The sequence below is a fragment of the Candidatus Enterovibrio escicola genome (assembly GCF_002464935.1).
Classification (GTDB): domain Bacteria; phylum Pseudomonadota; class Gammaproteobacteria; order Enterobacterales; family Vibrionaceae; genus Enterovibrio; species Enterovibrio escicola.
In genome coordinates this window covers 414,644-435,561 of the sequence record NZ_NBYY01000009.1, presented here as the reverse complement: position 1 = coordinate 435,561, position 20,918 = coordinate 414,644, and the positions used below count along the sequence as shown (strand labels likewise).

The following is a 20,918-nucleotide window of genomic DNA, read 5'->3' as shown; positions in this document are numbered from 1 at the left end:
GGTGTTATCAGCATCTATTTCTTAGATGAGTGACAAGGTTACCTAACCTGATCTGAAAGTGGATTTAACCAAAATATGCCTCGAACGCATTGTTACTCTAAAAAAGGAAGTCGATATTCTGGAGTTCATTATTGGCACTCGAAAGGAAGAGTTAACGCCATTGGTGCTATCATTAGTTATACGTTTTGAACGCTTAACTTAGTAATTGGAAGCGTCAATGCGGAGGTATATCACACGTGGATAGAACAAGATTTACTTCCGAAAGTTCCAGAGCAAGCTATGATTGTTATGGATAATGCGAGTTTTCATAAGTTTAGCGACACATTGGAAGCAATTGACGCTCGTGGTTGTACTTTAGAGTGGAGATCCAGATCTTAACCAAATAGGACATAAATGGGCAGAGGTGAAGTCTATAAGAAGGAAAGAGTCTGTTACATTGATGAGCTGTTTTATCAGCATGTGGATTATGTCAAGTTATTCTAATCTAGCTATATCAGCTTTATGATCAACTTGATTGGTGGGGTTCATCACTTATTCATTTAAACCAAAGAACCATAGCATCAAGACGATCATCACTGTGCTGACTGTCTCCAAGAACTAAATCATCCTGAAAGTCGAATATATCGTACTTCCCTTTTCATTTACAGTGATGTTTTTGTTCATACGTTATATTTTGTTCGTGTTATTTTTGTTCGCGAGCGATAGCACGGTAGCCAATATCATCACGGTGGAACATACCATCCCAGCTGATCTGTAAGGCCAGTTCATATGCGCGTTGCTGAGCGTCTGACACGTTAACACCCATTGCTGTAGCACAGAGTACACGTCCTCCTGCAGTGACGATGTTGCCATCCTTTTCTGCAGTGCCCGCATGAAAGACTTTTGTGCAGTCTAATTCAGTGGTTGGTAAGGAAATAATATTACCTGTTTTATAAGCAGAAGGGTAACCTTTAGCAGCTAAAACGATACCTAGGGATGTACGTGGATCCCATTTGGACTCAACCATATCTAAATTGCCTCCGATAGACGCTTCACAAAGTGTGATCAAGTCTGATTGCAGGCGTAGCATAATGGGCTGGGTCTCTGGATCACCAAAGCGGCAATTGTATTCAATTACTTTTGGTGTCCCGTCGGCCATGATCATCAAGCCTGCGTATAGACATCCAGTATATGGATTGCCTTCTGTTGCCATACCGTGAATAGTAGGAAGAATTATTTCATTCATCACTCGATAGTGGATCTCAGGTGTAATAACAGGTGCTGGACTATAGGCGCCCATACCACCTGTATTTGACCCTGTATCACCATTACCGACACGTTTGTAGTCTTGGCTGGTGGCCATCGGTAGAACATTTTTTCCATCCGTTATGACAATGAAACTGGCTTCTTCACCGTCGAGGAATTCTTCAATCACTATACAGTGACCGGCTGAGCCAAATACGCTGTATAAGAGCATATTTCTAATTGCATTTTCTGCTTCTCCTAGCGTCATGGCCACAATCACACCTTTGCCCGCAGCGAGACCATTTGCTTTGACAACGATAGGCATATTTTTTTCTCTGACATATGCCAATGCAGGTTGAACTTCGGTGAAGTTTTTGTATTCCCCGCTAGGGATTTTGTGGCGTGAGAGGAAATCTTTGGTAAAGGATTTTGAGCCTTCCAGTTGTGCTGCCGCTTGTGTTGGGCCAAAGATGGGAAGGCCTTTTGCACGAAAAATATCAACAATGCCGATAACCAGAGGACCTTCTGGACCAACAATGGTTAACCCGATATTTTTGTCTTTGGCAAATCTAGCCAGTGCTGGAATATCTTCGGTGCTAATCTCGACGTTTTTTAGTAGAGGTTCAAGTGCAGTCCCTGCATTACCAGGTGCAATAAATACGGTGTCAACCTTTGGAGACTGTGCCGCCTTCCATGCCAACGCATGCTCGCGTCCTCCGTTACCAATAACAAGAACGTTCATCTAAATACTTACCTCATCCCTTTGCCTAGAAAGATAGATTTATAGGACTGACTTAAACTTTTTGGTAGCGAGCTATCGGTTTTTAGAGTTTTCGTATCTAGAACATAAAAACTGTTTAATTAATGTCGGAAATGACGCATACCTGTAAAGATCATAGCCATACCGTGCTCGTTGGCTGTGGCGATCACTTCATCGTCACGAATAGAACCACCTGGCTGGATCACACAGGTAATTCCCGCCTCAGCTGCGATGTCAATAGCATCGCAGAACGGGAAGAAGGCATCGGACGCCATGACACTCCCAGTGATTGTCTGATTCTCATCCGTCGCCTTAATGCTCGCAATTTTTGCAGAATAGACACGGCTCATCTGCCCCGCACCAATGCCAATAGTCATTTGTCCTTTCGCATAAACAATGGCGTTAGATTTTACGTATTTTGCAACTTTCCAGCAAAACAATGCATCGATCAGTTCATCTTGTTCTGGTTGGCGTTGAGACATAATTTTTAGGTCGTCAAATGATACCATACCTTGATCACGATCTTGCACTAACAGACCGCCGTTAACACTTTTTAGATGAAAAGCACTGGTCTTGATGCTCCACTCTCCACAGATGAGTAGCCGAATATCTTTTTTCGTGCTAATAGTCTTGGATGCGTAGGCAGATACCGATGGTGCAATGATAACTTCCACGAATTGGCGATCAATAATGGCTTGTGCTGTATCCATATCCAATTCACGGTTAAACGCGATGACACCACCAAATGCTGACGTCGGATCGGTATTGTATGCGTGGCTGTATGCTTCGAGTATGTTCTCACCAAGAGCGACCCCACACGGGTTGGCATGTTTAACGATGACGCATGCTGGTGGGTTGAACTCTTTCACACACTCAAGTGCTGCATCAGTATCCATTATATTGTTGTAAGACAATGCCTTTCCTTGAAGCTGGGTTGCTGTTGAGACTGAAGCTTCTTGTGGTGAGGCTTCAGTGTAGAACGCTGCGGCTTGATGGCTGTTTTCACCATAACGCAGATCTTGTTTTTTTATGAATTTTTGATTGAAAGTTCGTGGAAAATTGGATTTTTTATCACCACTTATCCCTCTTTCTTTTAAGAATGGGTTATGACAAGAGGATACCAAGCTGTCGAAATAGTTGGTGATTATGCCATCGTAAGCCGCTGTGTGTACGAATGCTAAAATAGCAAGGTCAAAGCGTGTTTTAAGCGTTAACGAACCTTCGTTTGCTCTCATTTCTATCAATACGCGGTCATAATCAGATATATTTACCACGATAGCCACATTTTTGTGATTTTTTGCGGCAGAACGAATCAAGGTGTGCCCGCCGATATCAATGTTCTCAACTGCATCTTCTAGCGTACAATCTTCCTTGTCGACGCATTCTGCAAATGGGTATAAGTTTACTACTACCATGTCAATAGGGGTAATACTGTGTTCGTTCATAACATCATCGTCAGTGTTGCGACGTCTCAAAATACCTCCGTGCACTTTCGGATGCAAGGTCTTGACGCGTCCTCCCATTATTTCTGGGAAACCTGTATAATCTGACACTTCAGTAATCGTTAGACCTTGTTGTGCCAATAAGCTTGCAGTACCGCCAGTGGAGATAATATCCACACCTTGTGCTGCTAGGGCATTGGCAAAATATATAACGCCAGTTTTGTCAGCTACGCTAATTAATGCATGACGAATAGGATGAAGATCTTTCATCGGTACCATTTCTCTCAATTGTGGAGATTAAGATTTTTAGCAAAACTGCAATATCTTAAGGTAGCTTTGTCAAAGACTTAAATTTAGGCAAAACCATGAGGTTGAATAGTGAACATCCTAATCGAATTCACCTACACAATCGATTACTTATGTGATTTTATCATAAAACCTGAATTCAAATAATAACTGCAACACTTAATTGGTTTAGCGGAAAAAAGGAAGCCAACTATCCAAAGTTGTATGCTATTCTGTCTAAGATAGCAAATAGTACTACCATGAATTATCAATGATTGACCACGGTAAATTCCAATCTTCGATATCGCAAAGACAATATAAGTACCACCGTTCATCTGTTTTTCGAAAAGGCGTTGTTTATTAAATCAGGCCTATAACGCACTGATCCCAATCGTCTTCTAACAGCCTTAATTTGTCTACTAGCGAATAGACATACCAAATCTTATAACTTTGTCCATTACTTTCACCATTCGTCATTTGAAAGGCACAACCTAGCGGAGAGTCAGCGAGATTAAAGTACACTCTTTGTATTCTATTTTGGTTTGGAGATGTGCATGGCTCATAAACAGTGAAATGACAATGACCGATTTTATATTGAGTAATGATTGGCTGAAGACTTGGTTGTGTTCACTCCACTATCAGTCAAGAAAGAAAGCGCCATATCCCAAATAATTTTTACAGAATATACTATGACCACTTTGCGTCAAAACAGGCTAAAGAAACTATTTTTAATGCTACGAAATGGATAGTTTTTAGCCGTATTTCAGAGAGAATAAAGGTGTTCATTCATGAACGTCTTAGTACGTATACGTCACCTGATGTGATTAGTGGCGAACTAGCTCTAAAGGCCGATGTAATGCTCAGTGAAAGCATATTTTATAGATAGATATCATGCTAAGGGTAATGGCATGCCGCTATACAAGGATCTTACCTATCATGTTAAACCCTACAGAATTAAGATGAACATCGTCGATAAGGTAAAGATAAAAAAATTGAGGTGGCATTATCTCAGTCAAAGTAACGACGGCTAACGTGGATGATAGAAAGCCTGTATTGGAAATAGTTGACGAGCTTTTGGGGTGTTTATACGGAGATAAAGGTTACATCTCTGGTCCATTTGAACGGGAACTTGCAGACAAGGGAGTGACACTGATAACGGGTGTAAAAAAACATGAAATCAAAAGTGATGAAACTTTAGAACCGCCTGATGCTCCGGAAACGATTGATTATTGAAACCGTTTTGACCAACTAAAAAACATATCCCAAATCGAGCATTTTCAGCACCGTAGTTGTATCAACTTTCTGGTCAACGTGCTGGCAGGACTTATCACGTATTCATTTCAACCAAAGAAGCCGAGCATCACGATGACTAGGTTTGATAAGCAAGTGCTTATGCATATCTGAGGTTAGGAAACAGCGCCTAGTCATGGACATCCTAATTATCTAAAAAAAGTGCTGCATCATAGGTTAAAAGAGGTGACTAGGTGACAATTTGGTGATTAATAAACTAACTAATTGAATTAAATAATTTTTATATAATGAAGTAAAAACGTTCAAATATTAGCCTTCCAAAAGGAGGAAGAAATGCGTAAAATACGCCCCCTTGCTGTATAAAAGAGGTGTTTTCTTCCAAATCTGATAACGTGAACTGATGGCACGCTTTAGTGATGTTTTTATAGCTGAATATAATTGACAGTCTATTTCACGAACTTTGTTCTAGTTACAACTAGGGCATTCGAGTAAACAAAAATTGATGTATTACAATCTGGCGATGTAACATGAAAATAAATGTTAATATCGGATTGCTTATCTCTACGGAAATGATTCCTTGTTGTCCAACAGATCGGTACAGAACCGATAATCTAGACAGATTCTTGGTGTTACTGTTATTGTATTGTGAAGGGTACTCAGATCGTTAACATCAACATGGATTGTTCGGTAAAAAGATCAATAAGGAACTCGCTGATTTAATATCAATGAGTAAAATAAGCTTGGTCGAATTGTAGATAAAATGATTGGTGCTGGAGTTGTTAGCGTGACGCTTAACACCTAGGTAAGTTAAGATTTGGGAAACAAAAATATGTATCAAGTTTTCATCTAAGCTGGCAATCTTAACTCACAGGTCAAGTGTTTAGCTTATATGACAGAATACTCATTTGTGTGTATAAATAATTTGATGAGTACGCGAATGTAAAAATGGTGAAAGAAATAGTGTCTATTGTTCGGATATCCCTAACAGGATATCGTTTTTCATCAAAAAGCTAAATAGGTGCTGAATTACACAAATACTGTGATCTTGATTATGGGTCGCTAGTTTAATGGCAAAATTGGATTTTGATGCAAACTTAAATTACCTCGCCATTGACGAAGAGCTCCGTGTCCAGATAATTGATGAGATCAGAAAAATTTTGTTGGATTATGTTCAATAACTTCAGTATTTTTATGGTTATTTTAAAGGGATACTTATCGCATATAAACACCTGAGATGGAGCTTAAAAAAACTTGATAAAATAGATATTTCCGCCTGATTCTCAACGTAATCGATGATGCATATCAGCAGATCGATTCGCTGTAAAGATATTTCCTAAACCCTGCATAAATATGAGAAGAGCTGACAGAGTATGTTCGAACAAAACCCGACTTCAGAAGCATTGATAGTTACCACGGTGACTTCGCAAGACCAAATCACTGAAAAGCCACTGCGTGACTCAGTCAAGTCCTCCCTGAAAAACTATCTTGCACAGTTGAATGGCCAAAAAGTTAATGACCTGTATGAGTTAGTACTTGCGGAAGTGGAGCAACCCCTGCTGGACACCATCATGCAATATACTCGTGGTAACCAAACGCACGCCGCGACCATAATGGGTATTAACCGAGGGACTTTGCGTAAGAAACTGAAAAAGCACGGCATGAACTGACAGTAAATTAGCATGAGAACCAACTGGATTATAAGGAATTGTATAGGAAAATATGATCCATTTTCCATTATCTATCTCCCTACATATACCTAGGGAGAGATTATGAAGATTTATATTGTCATTAAAGCCTTAGGTTTTTTCATCTTTAATAAGGTATAAGGTGATTAGTATCTTACTTGCTGTTCTTTGCCATCATTGTTACCAATGAATGCGATGATTCTGTTTGAATACTTTCCTTTTATCAGATAGTTATGATAAACTTAAAACGTATATAACACGCTTTCTTATATCGGACTGTTAACTGTTTGTGGTGTTATTGTGGGTTGGGAATAGATAAAAGATTTTGGTATCAGTTATCTTGATGGGCTCAAGCAAAAAGTATGCCGATTGTCGTCGTGGTAACCTTGTCCACGATACGTGTAACCGTTCAGGAGAGTTCTATTGACAGTCAGAATTAGCCATTAGCCATTAGCCATTAGCCATTAGCCATTAGCCATTAGTCGTCAGAAAATGACGATCATCTCTTGGTTCACTTCTGCCTGTTGAACGATCCAACGCGTTGATTAAACTGTGTGAAATGAAGGGTCAAATATATTTACCGAAAATTACCTGAACTAGGCAGTATTGGTTCCGCTAAAGCCCTGATACAAGAACTTTAGTGCAAGTTACGCGAATATGAAGTTCGACTGTCCGTCAATTCATGAAACTCGGCATGTTGCCCATCGTCAGAATCTCCGTCGAAGAGGGCAGAGAGAGACAGACATTCTTGTTCACTCCCTGCTAGGGTTGTGCTGTTAAAAGTGTGGTGAAGAAGTAGTGTCAAACTCAGGATCTACCTAGTGTTTATAGGTTTTCACACTGCCTGAGGTTGAAATGAATATGATCGAATAGCAACTGTTAACGGGAATTCCGGTCGTGTGTTCAATAAGTTTATTTTCGTCTAGGAAACGAAATTTTCCATGGATTACGAATCCTGTTAGGACACAGGATATCTACAGCAGTAGACAACTTGGTTGCAAGTTGTACTGACGAACAATTCAACCTATTGAACACACGCTTGAAATTCTAGACACTGAAATCTCATGGTTTAAACTTACTCCCTGAGTATGTGCTATCAGGATAAACTAATCAACACGCCCTTCGTCAGGTGAAATTCATAACCTAACGGAGAGTCAGCCAGACTAAAATACACTTTCCAGTATCCATTTTTGCTTTGGAGATGTATATGGCTTCATAAACAGTTAAATGACAATGACCGATTTTATATTGAGAAACGATTGGCTGTGGGTGGTTCCTTTAACCAGATTACCCGAATACTTGGCTATGTTCACTTCACTATCAGTCGCGAAATAAATCGTAATATCCAAAATAACTTTCACGGCGTAGACTGTCATCACCTTGCATCAGAACAGGCTAAAGAAACCCACTTCGCCACTTCGAACGGTCTGGCTTTTGGCTGTGTTTCATTTCACCTAGGAATCTCCTTCCAGAAACTATATTTAGTGGGGCTTAAGGCATGTACTATCTCGAACCTTTGGGACCTTGACGGTAATGTTGACGAACCTAGTGTATAGGTGCCGTTCAGGCAAATGCCCATGGCGAACAACTCCCCGATTTCCATTAGCTTGGAGTGATGTAGAATTATCAAGCAAGGACTGAACCTCGGCTTCTATAGCTTGAAGCAACAACTGCTGTGCGCCTTATTTCAGCAGTTAATTAAGCGGTTTTCTAGTTTATGAGGATCGGTAACGTTATGATTATTATCCTCAATGCTGGATAATGTGCCAAAGCTAATGCCGTGTCATCGCGAATAGACAATCTATGAGAAATATTTCTTATATACGCCTCAGTGTTATTTTCATGTGTGGGTGCCCATGCGACACAGCATCACATTAGCGATCTTGATGCTCGCTTTAGCCTTTGTGTTAACATGCCAGCTTTTCTCGTTGAAACGTTTTCTTAGATTTTTTGCTATCGATGCTAGGCGAGAAAGAGGTGGTATCGAGGACAATAATATTTTATAACTTGAGTTTTTTGGTATGTCTATGTTCCAAGATTCTTAAAATGTTGTTTCAATAATATTGACGAAGCGCGTTGTCCGTATCGTAACTTTTTACGTTTTTTTGTAATGACGTTCAGTTTCATATTTACGTAACCACTTTAGCGCGTCGTTATCAATCCCCATCAATGCATAAAAAAGAGGGGTTGCGCAGATAGTACGGGGCAAACATCCAGCATGAAGAATATCTTGGCAGCCATATCCTAGAGAACGAAGGGGTTCATTTATGAGTGTTTCAGCACGCATACGTCACCCGAGTTAGTTAGCGGAGAACTGGCTCTAAAGCACGATTACCTGTATATATAGCATGGCAGAGCGCTATACAAGGATCTTCCAGATCATGGCAAACCCTAGAAAATTAAGATGAGCAGCAGCGATAAGGTAAAGATCAAGAACTGTGGTGGCATTTAGAAACAACCTGATATTGCAGACGAGAAGACCGAGTTTGATTAATTTGAAATTCACACTGTTGTTGGGACTGAGCACAAATATTTTCTTCTTATCAGTTGTGGATAAAGGCAATAAACTCTGCTGTATCAGAAAGATGCCCAATAAGTAGGCGGGTACAGTGGTAGAGATGTTGATTGATATTGTAAATTCCACCTTCCATGACTTAAAAAACCCTCACGTCAGACAATGGAACAGAATTTGACGGTCATTGAGCAGTTGCTAGAATCCCAGACGCTCATTCTTATTTTGCTAAACTTTATAGGTCAAGTGGTCGAGGGATGAATGAGTATACAAATGGTTTGATAGGGTGCTTTTCATCCACGGGAACTGACTTCAACGAAGTCAGTAATGAGAAAATTAACAAGATAGAACACATCTTTAATATACGTGGTAGAGGGAGTCTTGGCTATTGCTCTCCTAACGATATTTGTTATCAAGCATTCGATGTCGGTTTTAAAGATATCAAACTTGTGTATTTCAGATGACGGATAGCGATAGAGTCACGTTATGTTACCTGATGATTTCATACCAATATTTAGTTTATATCAGTAACTGTGGGATGACATTAACCACGGTTACTTATTTTGTCTACAAGGAGAAATGATTATGTTAAAGTCCATCAATCCGACGCAAACTGCGGCGTGGAAAGCGTTAACGGCACACTTTGAAGATATACAGGATTTGACCCTTACTTCTCTTTTTTTAAGCGATTCTAATCGCTTTTCTAAATTATCTGTGTACTTCGGTGAAGATATTCTGCTGGATTACTCAAAGAACCTCATTAGTGAACAAACGCTTGATAAACTGTTCGCACTAGCAGATGAAACAGACTTAAAAGGAGCGATCAGATCCATGTTTAATGGTGATAAAATAAACAAAACTGAGGATCGTGCCGTGTTGCATATTGGCTTGCGTAATCGTAGCAATACACCAGTGATTGTTGGCGGTGAAGATGTTATGCCTTACGTCAATGCCGTGCTTGAAAAAATGAAGGTGTTTTCTGATTGTGTACTTGGGGGCAATTGGAAAGGTTATACAGGAAAAGAAATTACTGATATAGTAAACATCGGTATCGGTGGTTCTGATTTGGGTCCTTACATGGTCTCTGAGGCATTGGCTGCCTACAAAACTCACCTGAACCTACATTTTGTTTCTAACATTGATGGTACCCACATTGTAGAAACCATGAAGAACTTAAATCCAGAAACTACCTTATTCTTGGTCGCCTCGAAAACATTTACCACTCAAGAAACGATGACGAATGCGCTGTCCGCACGTAACTGGTTCCTTGCGACGGCAGGGAATCAAGTGCATGTGGCTAAGCATTTTGTAGCGTTGTCAACCAATTCAAAATTAGTTGCAGAGTTCGGTATCGATACGGATAATATGTTCGAGTTTTGGGATTGGGTGGGTGGGCGTTATTCCCTATGGTCAGCGATTGGTCTCTCTATCTGCCTTTCTGTAGGTTACGATAACTTTATCGGGCTACTGGCGGGTGCACATGACATGGATAACCACTTTCAGCAGGCACCCTTTTCAGAAAACTTGCCAGTTCTGCTGGCGTTGATTGGTTTGTGGTATAACAACTTTTATGGTGCAGAGTCAGAAGCGATCTTGCCGTATGATCAATATCTACATCGTTTTGCAGCCTATTTTCAACAAGGTAATATGGAATCAAATGGCAAAGCTGTAGATCGTTCTGGCAATATCGTTGACTACCAGACAGGTCCTGTTATTTGGGGGGAACCTGGAACGAATGGTCAGCATGCGTTTTATCAGTTAATCCACCAAGGTACCAAGCTGATCCCATGTGATTTCATTGCACCAGCTCTTAGCCATAATCCGTTAAACGATCATCATCCGAAACTACTAGCAAACTTCTTTGCACAAACCGAGGCCTTAGCCTTTGGTAAAACCCGTGAGCAAGCTGAAGCTGAATTTGTAGAAGCAGGTAAATCACTTGAAGAAGTAGCTGAGCTAGTGCCGTTCAAAGTTTTTTACGGCAACCGCCCAACTAATTCTATATTAGTGAAGAAAATAACGCCGCATGTTTTGGGTGCATTAATTGCCATGTACGAACACAAGATTTTCGCACAAGGAGTTATTTGGAATATCTTCAGTTTCGATCAGTGGGGTGTTGAACTAGGTAAAAAACTGGCGAATCAGATTTTACCAGAGTTGGGAGGTCAAGAAGCAGTGACGAATCACGATAGTTCAACTAATGGCCTGATTAATGCCTTTAAACAGTGGCGTTCTTAGGTAACTTCAGAACTACCTAAGTAACCTTAGATCTGCATAAGCAAGTTCTTATACGTAGCTCCGATTATGTTAGATTAATACGTTCCTACCAAGCAATTCTACCATGGTAATGAACTCATAGATTACTTATCACAATTTAGTCAGGCATAGCACGATAACTTGTTAAATCAAATTCTTTGAGGAACGTTCTTCGTATATACGATTATAAGTCTATGTTGGCATTGATTGTAGCAACGTACAAGAAAACCTAAAGGCCTATGTGGTATTTTTATTATTATCAATAAGCACGACTATGAAAAGTCTATTAGATTAAATGATCCCTTACTGACGGCAGGCAAGCATTACATCTGGATAACTTTATCACAATACAGTATACTTACACACGTCAAAATATCAGGTATACCTATAACTTTCATAAGAAAACAGAATGACTCTTGGTTAAAACCAATTCATTGGTGGTTAGCAACGACGTTGACGTATGGCTTCAAACAAACAGATCCCAGTCGCAACCGACACGTTCAAGCTCGAAACACTACCCGCCATGGGTATGCTGATTAACTCATCACATGTTTCACGCGTTAGGCGGCGCATTCCATTACCTTCCGCACCCATAACGATCGCCAGTGGTACTGTCATTTTGCTTTGAAAGATGTCAAGTAACGCTTCTCTTGCTGTGCCCATAAACCACACACCTTTTTCTTGTAGTGTACGCATGGTACGAGCTAGGTTAGTCACACGAACCAATGGCACAGATTCAGCGGCACCCACGGCAACTTTTCGTGTTATAGCGTTGAGTTTGGCAGAGCGATCTTTTGGCACGATAACCGCACAGACGCCTGCGGCATCTGCATTACGGAGACACGCACCTAAGTTATGTGGATCAGTCACGCCATCCAACACCAACAACAATGGATTTTTTTTCCCATTAAGAATAAAACTCAGATCATTTTCATTGTACTGGCGACCCAATTTTACACGTGCGATCAAGCCTTGATGTGACGCGCCATCACATTTAGTATCTAACACTTTTCTCCCCATTTTTTGTGTGGGAATGCTAAATTTAATTAACTGTTTTAGTAAAGGAAGCACACGGTCGTCGTCACGTTCTTTTAAGATATAAACTTCGATAAAGCGTGCGGGGTCACTTTCCAATATCGCTTTGACGGCATGGATGCCATAAATTAATTCGTCATTCATAAGTTACTTCTTTTGATTGCCTGTTTTTACAGATTTGGCTTTCGTTGGCTTGTTTCAGCTCGACTCTTTTTTGTACACCTTTTCTTTCTTCTTCTTTTTTTAGCCGAGTTGACTGTGTTGTTTTTATCGCCTTGCTTTCCATTTGATGACGTATCACCTTCAGCTTTTAAAACCCCACCTTGTTTCAACTGTTGATGAACAAACAGTCGCTTTTGACTTACTCCATGCGGCTTACCAGATACGTCATTGCCTTTGTTGGCTTTGTTACGCGCTGTTTTCCCTGTACCACGCATTTTACGTAAAACACCATCCAGTTCGAAATCAATCATCCTTTCATCAAGCTTTACCGATAATACTTTAACCGTAACCTGATCGCCAAGTCGGAATATGCGACCAGAACTTTCACCCACCAGCTTTTGACCGACCATGTCGAAACGGTAATAGTCATTATCCAGATTTGATATATGTACCAGACCATCAATTTGAATTTCATTAAGACGCACAAAAAAGCCAAATCCTGTCACGTTGGCAATGGTACCTACCAGTACATCACCAACATGATCTTGCATGTATTCGCATTTGAGCCAATCAAACACATCACGGGTTGCATCATCAGCACGACGTTCAGTCATTGAACACTGCTCACCTACTACATCCATATCATCAAAGGCGTAGTGATAACCACCCGTTGGTGTTCCTCGATCGGTGCTTCCTTTTTCTTTAGCTATTAGATATTTAATCACACGGTGCAGTAGCAAATCAGGATAACGCCGAATTGGGGACGTAAAGTGTGCATACTGCTTAATTGCTAAGCCAAAGTGTCCTTGGTTATCTGCCTGATACACCGCTTGCTTCATTGAACGCAATAGCATAGTTTGGATTAACTCTTTATCAGGACGGGTTTGAATAAGGTGTGCCAATTGTGCGTAATCCGTTGGTGAGGGTGTTAACCCTCCATTAAGAGTTAAGCCAATTTCATTCAAGAAATCTTTAAAACCAGTCAAGCGTTCTTCGCTTGGCGCCTCATGCACACGATATAGGGCTGCTTCTTTGTGTCTTTCCACATAACGAGCAGATGCAATATTGGCTAGAATCATACATTCCTCAATAATTCTGTGTGCCTCATTACGCTCAACCGGAACAATACGTTCAATCTTACGCATAGCATTAAGAATAAACTTAGTATCCATTGTTTCGAATTCAATAGCTCCACGTTCTTCACGCGATGCTTTGAGTACTTTATACATGTTTTTGAGTTCTTCAATATGAGGAACCAAATGTGCGTAACGTGCACGCAGCTCCTCATTACCTTCAAGCATCTTCGCCACTTGAGTATAGGTTAAACGAGCATATGAGTTCATCACGGCTTCGTAGTGTTTGAAGCCTGAAAGTATACCCGATTCCGATATAGTCATTTCACACACCATACACAAACGATCAACGTGTGGATTTAAAGAACACACTCCATTAGACAGCGCTTCTGGCAACATAGGAACCACTTGAGAGGGAAAGTAAACTGAATTACCACGGTTAATTGCTTCTTTATCGAGTGCTGATTTAGGACGCACGTACCAACTGACGTCTGCAATAGCTACCCACAAACGCCACCCCCCAAGTTTGTTCTTTTCACAAAACACGGCGTCATCAAAGTCTCTGGCATCTTCTCCATCTATAGTCACCAATAATAGTTTACGTAGATCTACACGGCCATTTTTTGCATTTTCAGGGACGTCTTCAGTCAAATCCTTAATTTGTTTTTCGAGTCCTATTGGCCACTCATTTGGAATATCATGGGTACGGAGAGCGATCTCTATTTCCATTCCAGGTGCCATGTTTTCACCAAGAACCTCGACAACTTGACCGACAGGGTTATGTTGACGAGTTGGACGTTGTAAAATTTCTACCACCACTACGTTGCCCATGCGAGCACCTTTACGATCTTGGTTAGGAATCTTAATGTCCTGACCTAGCCGAGAATCATCAGGTGTGACAAAACCTTGGGTATTTTCAACGAAATAACGACCAACAATCTGTCCTTTTCGTTCTTTTAACACACGTACTACACGAACTTCTTTACGACCCCGTTTATCGGTACCCATTGGCTGCGCCAATATGTAATCCCCGTGCATTAAACTTTTCATTTGGTGGTATGGCAATAGCCAATCTTCACGGTTTCTTTTACCTTCTGTGCGAAGAAAACCAAAACCATCTCGGTGTCCAATCACCGTACCTTTGACTAGATCTAAACGTTCAGGAAGAGCAAAACATCGGCGACGGGTAAAGATTAACTGCCCGTCACGCTCCATGGCACGAAGTCGGCGACGAAGAGCTTCGTATTCATCGTCTGAACACAAGCCCAGCACTTCAAAGAGCTGATCGCGATTAACAGGTGCACTAAAACTTTTAATAACATCTAACAAGTATTCACGGCTTGGTACTGGGTTCTCATATTTTTCTGCTTCACGATCTGAAAATGGATCGTTGCTATACAAGTCTTTGTCCTGAGACATATAGGATTCCCGTTAGCGACACTTTATTTAAGTATATCGCTTTAGATAAAATAAAATGAGTGCTCAGCAGGATTGCCAGCAATGGTTGGGCACAGTCTACAAATACCACTAGTTAAACAGAGATAAACAGGAGTACGAAGGCTGTTGTAGGTCATTATTTCCTGCAATCATACCACGAAGGTGAGATTGTCTCTTTTTCGAGAAAGGCTTTCATAGCATTTGTTAGACGAAAAACGGAGGTGATACAACAGTGTTACGCTTCACAAGCGTTTCTAATTTACATAATAATTAATGCTACTGGCCTGCCTAATCGTTTCCTACTATTTTACCACGAACGCCAACCACATAACTTCGTTGATAACCAGAACCATATGGTTTACATGGTCATCCCATACTCGTTTACGATCACAATGATACTGATCAACTATTCAGGTGGAAGCATGTCCAGAAACATAAGAATCATCAGGCGTTAGTCTAAAAAACTCGTTAACTCTAAGCTTCTAAATATATTTGGGTTATTATAACTTAAATCGATGTAAAAGGCGCGCTTCATCACTGTTTCTTTTATATGATATCTTACTGACAGCTCCACGTAATTAACCTTAGATCTGTATCAGTGCTTGCTTATCAAAGCTAGTTATCTTGATGCTCGGCTTCTTTAGTTTAAATGACTATGCAATAAGCCCCGCCAGCAAATTGACTATAAAGCTGCTACAACTACGGTGCCGAGAATGCTCGATTTGGGATATGTTTTTTAGTTGGTTAAAAACGATTTTGATAATAAATCGTTTCTGGAACATCAGGCGGTTCCAAAATTTCATCACTTTGGGTTTCCTATTTTTTTATATCGGTTATCAGTGTCACTCCCTTGTCTGCAAGTTCCCTATTCAATGGATCAGAGATATAACCTTTATCTCCGTATAAACATGCCCAAAGCTCGTCAGCTATTTCCGATACAGGTTTTTTATCATCCAGGTTTGCCGTTGTCACTTTGACTGAAATAATGCCACCTTGGTTATCGATAATAAGGTGTAATTTAAAACCATCATATCGTTCCTTTTCCTCGCTTCGCAGTACCTTTGAAAACCTGATGTCTGAAAATGCGTAGGTTGTGATAAACCTATAACTTATACGAATTAACGAAGGTAATCCCTGTCGTCCTTGCCTGATGGTGACTGAGGTAAAAGTAAAGCGGAACCAAAACACATTGCATACGCTTGAGCATCCTCCGTGTAGCAACTAATTTAGGAAATTCGTTGGTGAGGTAGCGGCAAACGAAGTGGATGTACTAGGTTTTAAAGTCTCGATACCCAGATTAATGGAAAGCTATCACTATCGTCATCACTTGGGTAACGGAGAGGCGAAAAGGTTTGTATCTTTGTTTAACACCGGAAGAAATTGGGTGTTTTTACCATGCAGGGAGGAAAGTCTAGCAGAAATCATTGACATCGACGAAAACAGCCTCTAAGTTATTCATGCTAAAATCCTTATGCAGGCAATAGTTTTTTAAAACGATCAGATCGTGACTTTGGCATTTAGTTCATTTCCTAAGCGCAGTTCAGGTTAAATATGATGACTTTTGTCCTTTGTTCTTTCAGCTAGGAATTTCCTACAAGAAACTATATGTGGTGAGGCTTAAGTCATCTGTTATACATTTAGCAGGCTTCAAGAAACAGCAACGCTTTACCGCCTAACGACGGCTCGTAGTTAATCCATTTAACGTTAAATTTCGCCCGTGGTTTCTCTACTTGTATCACACTTTTGCGCCATTGAAGTAACTGTTGCGAACACTGAACTCTTATCAAATTATTCAGGCATAAGCCACTGATGAATAGTAGATATTAGTTTGATGTTTGATTTATCTTGTAAGCGGTTTTGGTTTCTTGTTGGTAATGAACCAGTGCGATACTTATTCACCGTATTTATTCAACACTTTGCGGTATTTTAATTATGCGTCTCTCTTCACTTAAATAACTACGGCACAGAAAACCTACCTCTTGCGTCGCCTAGTATTCAATATCGCTTTCGGGTTTTCCTTGCATCATTTGATCGAAAGCGTCGTCAAAATTGACAAGCTCTTGTCGGCTCAAAGAAATAAACTCTGGTAAGTTTGGTAGCCATGCATCGCCTTCCAGCAAAAGGTAACTAACAGCCCTGCAAACTTCGTTGTTCGACATCGTCGTAATCGCTTATATCCAAGTCTAGGGGTAGTGCATTGTGAGACTATTACGCCTCGTAGCCCTCCACAAACTTCGTTTGAATCCGATCTTCCAAGATTAACTGGAACCAATTACCCTTCCACTCGGTGCGGAAGAGTGGTCATAACACTTGAGCAGCTCCGCATTGTGTTACTTATATCGATTTTGTTTATGGTTTATTTTATTAGTACTTGGTCGATTTCTTTCATAGTCATCACTCCAACGCTGTTGGTTCAAGTAAGTCGTAAGGTGTAGTTTGTTGAATCTGAATTGTTGGTTAGATATTCGAGTTCTGATATTCTGACAGAGCCTGTTTGTAAATTCATCCACTGGTTCACTTCTCGCCTAAGCCAAAATCTTGAATTTTGCCAAAGAATTTTTCTTAGATTTCTTCGTTGGAAACTGAAACCACACATGCTTGAAACAACATTCAATTGCAGTCATATACTTCTTGTTTATTTTTTATAGGTTCTATGACTGGTTCTGGGTGACACAAGATCACTAGGTTGGTGATCCTCTACCACTACCCATGTAATGGTATATCACTACTTAAATAGAGCTAATAAATGTTACTAGAATTACCTTTTTTACCCTTATGATATGTTACCGAAATTAAGCCATCTTCCTTCAATTTCTTGGTGTGAGGCATCGCTGTGTGTCGGTCAATTTCATACATATCAGCAATGTGCTCATACGAAGGCCAGCACTTGCCACCGGCATTATCTGCAAGTTTAAACAAAACAAACTTCCGTGTCGGGTTACTTACTTTAATGCTCATCGCTTACGCCATTAGCATCCTGTTCATCGGTCTGCCCCCGTCCTTTCAAATAACGTCACTTTAAGTTAAGTTATCGCTTTCGCCATTGATCTGAACTCTACATGGAAAGAATTCATACGGTTCTAATGCATCCTCATATTAACGAATTTTGTCTCACAAGTTAGATTGCTAATATCGCAATTTAACGGTTCACCCTCGATAAAATGGATAACAGCTTTGCTGGAATAGCTCCATTGTGTTTCGTCCATATCATGTGGTGCTTATATCGATACCGTATTCTAGCTTTAGTGTATGGGTTGGGTTCAGCAACCTTAATGAGAGCATACCCCTCCTTAGAACAAATGTGTTCATGCCCCAACGATTTTTGGTTGGCAGGTTTTATCCCTTTTTGAAAGCTATCTGAATTTGGTTTGCACACCCATTTGGTTCCTGTGCTCACTTTTTAATAGTGATTGCTATTGGTTGTGGAACTCTGTAACATTCTGTCTCCAAATTCCCAGTCTTTTATTTTCGTTCCTTGCTTCCTCTGGACGACTGGCCAACACTGGAAGCTGAATAGTCCGTAAGGAGCAAATAATGCGTCATTACGAAATCGTATTCATGGTGCACCCTGATCAGAGTGAGCAAGTTGTCGGTATGATCGAGCGGTACACAAGTTCTATCAAAGAGTCAGGTGGTCAAATCCACCGTCTAGAAGACTGGGGGCGTCGTCAGCTGGCATACCCGATCAACAAGCTGCATAAAGCACACTATGTTTTGATGAATGTTGAAGCGGATAAAGCTGTTATTGATGAGTTAGAGACCGCGTTTCATTTTAATGATGCTGTGATTCGAAATATAATTATGCGTACCAAAGACATTATTACTGACCCATCTGTGATGATGAAGGCTAAAGAAGAGCGCGTACCTCGGCGCGAAGATAGTGAAAATTTTATACAAGCTGAAGGCGGAGTAACAGAGTAATTTGATTTGATGATTAATTAGATTATGCATTCGGATGTCTTCATCGGTAGTGCTATTTAAGAATAAAGCCCTGTGGGTATACTTAGATTTCACTTTGTGCCTACGTACAACTCGTAACAAGAGGAAACGGCATTGTCAAGATATGTATCTCGTCTGAATTTAGTCACTATTGGATAAGGGAAATAACATTAAACGCGGTATTTAGCTCAAAGAATAACATCAGGGTAGTTGGCTTCATTGCATCTAAAACTAACCATAAAATGGCATGGACAAAGTGGTGCTATATGCATGCCGATGCATATAATAAATATTAAGATCAGGAGAAAATCCCATGGCGAGATTCTTCCGTCGTCGCAAATTCTGCCGTTTTACTGCAGAAAACGTACAAGAGATCGATTACAAAGATGTAGCGACTCTGAGAAACTATATTACTGAAGCTGGCAAAATTGTACCTAGCCGTATCACGGGTACTCGTGCTAAGTACCAACGTCAGCTGGCTCGTGCTATCAAGCGTTCACGTTACCTAGCTCTGTTGCCGTATACTGATAAACATCAGTAATGGGCACTCTTCAATTTAAGAGGATACGATAATGCAAGTTATACTGCTTGATAAAACTAGTAACCTAGGTCAACTAGGTGATCAGGTAAAGGTTAAATCTGGTTACGCACGTAACTTCCTTATACCACAAGGTAAGGCTGTTATGGCAACTAAAGAAAACGTTGAACATTTCAAAGCCCAACGTGTTGAGTGGGAAGTAAAAATTGCTGAAACTCTAGCTGCTGCAGGTGCACGATCTGAGAAAATTGCTGCTCTGGGGGAAGTTGTAATCATTTCTAAAGCGGGTGATGGAGGTAAATTGTTCGGTTCTGTCGGTGCTCGAGATATTGCTGATGCAATAACTGCAGTTGGCGTCAATGTCACGAAGAGTGAGGTTCGCTTGCCAGCAGGTGCACTACGCAACACGGGTGAATACGAAATCGGACTGCAACTACATACCGATGTATTAGCTACTGTTAAGGTAAGCGTCGTAACTAGGTAGAATATACGTTACTTTAACAAAGTGAATTATTCGCCTAACACCGAGCACTTTGACAAACAATCCCACCAATAAATAATAGGGCTGTTGATCTTTACTTTACAAAATTTGTTCAAAAATACAACGGCAGCCACATTAAAATAAATTTCCTTGATACCCTGCTGACACAATTTATTTCTAATTTGCATATCTAGTTGGAATTGAACAATATTATTTAATTTGCTTAAAGACGTTTTCTGTTAAATGACGATATCTGTATTAAATATCAGTCTATCCATTTTTACCGGTATCTCGCCTCTGATTTCGTTCAGCAATGATGGTATGTTCACCTTATAATCACTACATCATTCTCTGAATGACATATTGTTATCAGATTTATCATCAAATATCGTATTAACCTTAACAGGGTGGTCTAGAAGACTTCCTACATGAATAATATCGTGCCTTTGTCCTTCGGATAACTCGAAGTAGATGGGTAACCCACCACTACCTATGAAAGAATGAATATCTATTGAATTGTCGCTATAGCTGTTTATCCTCCTTCATGTGAAATTCATAGGTGTTATACCCTAATCTGCTATCAAATACTCTAAAAAACATCGTCATTGAAACAATACCAAAGACACGTTTTATCACGTGTGTTGAGGATATGTTCTATTTTTATCAATCTCCTCATGACCGGCGAACTCTGTACCGTTGTCTTATGTGAGGATTTTTAAGTTATAGAGGTGGAATTCACAATTTCAATAAACGTTTCTACGAGAGTACCGCCTGCTTATTAGTATTTTTCTGATGCAACAGAGCTTATAGGCTTTATCAACTATGTTAATCTTTTAGA

The 20,918-nt window shown here is 40.3% G+C and carries 12 protein-coding genes and 2 pseudogenes; 7 read left to right on the top strand and 7 right to left on the bottom strand.

Features of this window, described 5'->3' with window-relative positions:
- Positions 1-682: 682 nt before the first annotated feature.
- The gene (gene purD / locus BTN49_RS03590; protein WP_097356022.1) at positions 683-1,966 is read right to left on the bottom strand and encodes a phosphoribosylamine--glycine ligase; all 1,284 of its coding nucleotides are present in this window, start codon (positions 1,964-1,966) and stop codon (positions 683-685) included.
- A 119-nt stretch (positions 1,967-2,085) separates the two neighbouring features.
- Positions 2,086-3,696: a bifunctional phosphoribosylaminoimidazolecarboxamide formyltransferase/IMP cyclohydrolase gene (gene purH, locus BTN49_RS03585; protein ID WP_097356069.1), complete on the bottom strand. Its 1,611-nt coding sequence runs from the start codon at positions 3,694-3,696 to the stop codon at positions 2,086-2,088.
- 1,011 nt (positions 3,697-4,707) lie between these two features.
- Here purH and BTN49_RS21885 point away from each other — a divergent pair.
- The 4 genes and pseudogenes from BTN49_RS21885 to pgi all read left to right on the top strand — a co-directional run.
- Positions 4,708-5,115 (top strand): annotated as a pseudogene (locus tag BTN49_RS21885) (transposase); the annotation flags it as partial.
- Between the two features lie 1,217 nt (positions 5,116-6,332).
- A complete protein-coding gene (gene fis / locus BTN49_RS03575; protein ID WP_097356020.1) occupies positions 6,333-6,629 on the top strand; it encodes a DNA-binding transcriptional regulator Fis in 297 nt (98 codons plus the stop codon).
- A gap of 1,208 nt (positions 6,630-7,837) precedes the next feature.
- Positions 7,838-8,203, top strand: coding sequence for a helix-turn-helix domain-containing protein (locus tag BTN49_RS20265; protein ID WP_097356019.1), 366 nt, complete (start codon positions 7,838-7,840; stop codon positions 8,201-8,203).
- Between the two features lie 1,541 nt (positions 8,204-9,744).
- Positions 9,745-11,397 (top strand): glucose-6-phosphate isomerase, encoded by a 1,653-nt coding sequence (pgi, locus tag BTN49_RS03555; RefSeq protein WP_097356016.1) that lies wholly within the window; start codon positions 9,745-9,747, stop codon positions 11,395-11,397.
- A gap of 459 nt (positions 11,398-11,856) precedes the next feature.
- Here pgi and rlmB read toward each other — a convergent pair whose 3' ends face one another.
- From rlmB to BTN49_RS17260, 5 genes and pseudogenes are all read right to left on the bottom strand, one after another.
- Positions 11,857-12,594 carry a 23S rRNA (guanosine(2251)-2'-O)-methyltransferase RlmB gene (gene rlmB, locus BTN49_RS03550; protein WP_097356015.1) on the bottom strand — a complete coding sequence of 246 codons (738 nt, stop codon included), beginning with the start codon at positions 12,592-12,594 and terminating at the stop codon, positions 11,857-11,859.
- 26 nt (positions 12,595-12,620) lie between these two features.
- Positions 12,621-15,104 carry a ribonuclease R gene (gene rnr / locus BTN49_RS03545; protein ID WP_146679068.1) on the bottom strand — a complete coding sequence of 828 codons (2,484 nt, stop codon included), beginning with the start codon at positions 15,102-15,104 and terminating at the stop codon, positions 12,621-12,623.
- Between the two features lie 602 nt (positions 15,105-15,706).
- Positions 15,707-16,581 (bottom strand): annotated as a pseudogene (locus tag BTN49_RS21880) (IS982 family transposase).
- Positions 16,582-17,110: 529 nt separating this feature from the next.
- On the bottom strand, positions 17,111-17,281 hold the full coding sequence (locus tag BTN49_RS17265; RefSeq protein ID WP_190319928.1) for a hypothetical protein: 171 nt from the start codon (positions 17,279-17,281) through the stop codon (positions 17,111-17,113).
- 580 nt (positions 17,282-17,861) lie between these two features.
- Positions 17,862-18,080: a helix-turn-helix domain-containing protein gene (locus BTN49_RS17260; protein ID WP_223823684.1), complete on the bottom strand. Its 219-nt coding sequence runs from the start codon at positions 18,078-18,080 to the stop codon at positions 17,862-17,864.
- Positions 18,081-18,656: 576 nt separating this feature from the next.
- Here BTN49_RS17260 and rpsF point away from each other — a divergent pair.
- The 3 genes from rpsF (at position 18,657) to rplI (ending at position 20,083) form a co-directional block, all read left to right on the top strand.
- Positions 18,657-19,043 (top strand): 30S ribosomal protein S6, encoded by a 387-nt coding sequence (rpsF, locus tag BTN49_RS03525; RefSeq protein ID WP_097356014.1) that lies wholly within the window; start codon positions 18,657-18,659, stop codon positions 19,041-19,043.
- A gap of 331 nt (positions 19,044-19,374) precedes the next feature.
- A complete protein-coding gene (rpsR, locus tag BTN49_RS03520) occupies positions 19,375-19,602 on the top strand; it encodes a 30S ribosomal protein S18 (RefSeq protein WP_097356013.1) in 228 nt (75 codons plus the stop codon).
- Positions 19,603-19,633: 31 nt separating this feature from the next.
- Complete coding sequence (gene rplI / locus BTN49_RS03515; protein WP_097356012.1) at positions 19,634-20,083, top strand: 50S ribosomal protein L9; 450 nt, start codon at positions 19,634-19,636, stop codon at positions 20,081-20,083.
- Positions 20,084-20,918: the final 835 nt, after the last annotated feature.

Bases quoted from the DNA above. Each gene is read 5' to 3' on its own strand.
- purD (WP_097356022.1), bottom strand. From the start codon at position 1,966: ATGAACGTTCTTGTTATTGGTAACGGAGGACGCGAGCATGCGTTGGCA.
- purH (WP_097356069.1), bottom strand. From the start codon at position 3,696: ATGAAAGATCTTCATCCTATTCGTCATGCATTAATTAGCGTAGCTGAC.
- fis (WP_097356020.1), top strand. From the start codon at position 6,333: ATGTTCGAACAAAACCCGACTTCAGAAGCATTGATAGTTACCACGGTG.
- pgi (WP_097356016.1), top strand. From the start codon at position 9,745: ATGTTAAAGTCCATCAATCCGACGCAAACTGCGGCGTGGAAAGCGTTA.
- rlmB (WP_097356015.1), bottom strand. From the start codon at position 12,594: ATGAATGACGAATTAATTTATGGCATCCATGCCGTCAAAGCGATATTG.
- rnr (WP_146679068.1), bottom strand. From the start codon at position 15,104: ATGTCTCAGGACAAAGACTTGTATAGCAACGATCCATTTTCAGATCGT.
- BTN49_RS17265 (WP_190319928.1), bottom strand. From the start codon at position 17,281: ATGTCGAACAACGAAGTTTGCAGGGCTGTTAGTTACCTTTTGCTGGAA.
- BTN49_RS17260 (WP_223823684.1), bottom strand. From the start codon at position 18,080: ATGAGCATTAAAGTAAGTAACCCGACACGGAAGTTTGTTTTGTTTAAA.
- rpsF (WP_097356014.1), top strand. From the start codon at position 18,657: ATGCGTCATTACGAAATCGTATTCATGGTGCACCCTGATCAGAGTGAG.
- rpsR (WP_097356013.1), top strand. From the start codon at position 19,375: ATGGCGAGATTCTTCCGTCGTCGCAAATTCTGCCGTTTTACTGCAGAA.
- rplI (WP_097356012.1), top strand. From the start codon at position 19,634: ATGCAAGTTATACTGCTTGATAAAACTAGTAACCTAGGTCAACTAGGT.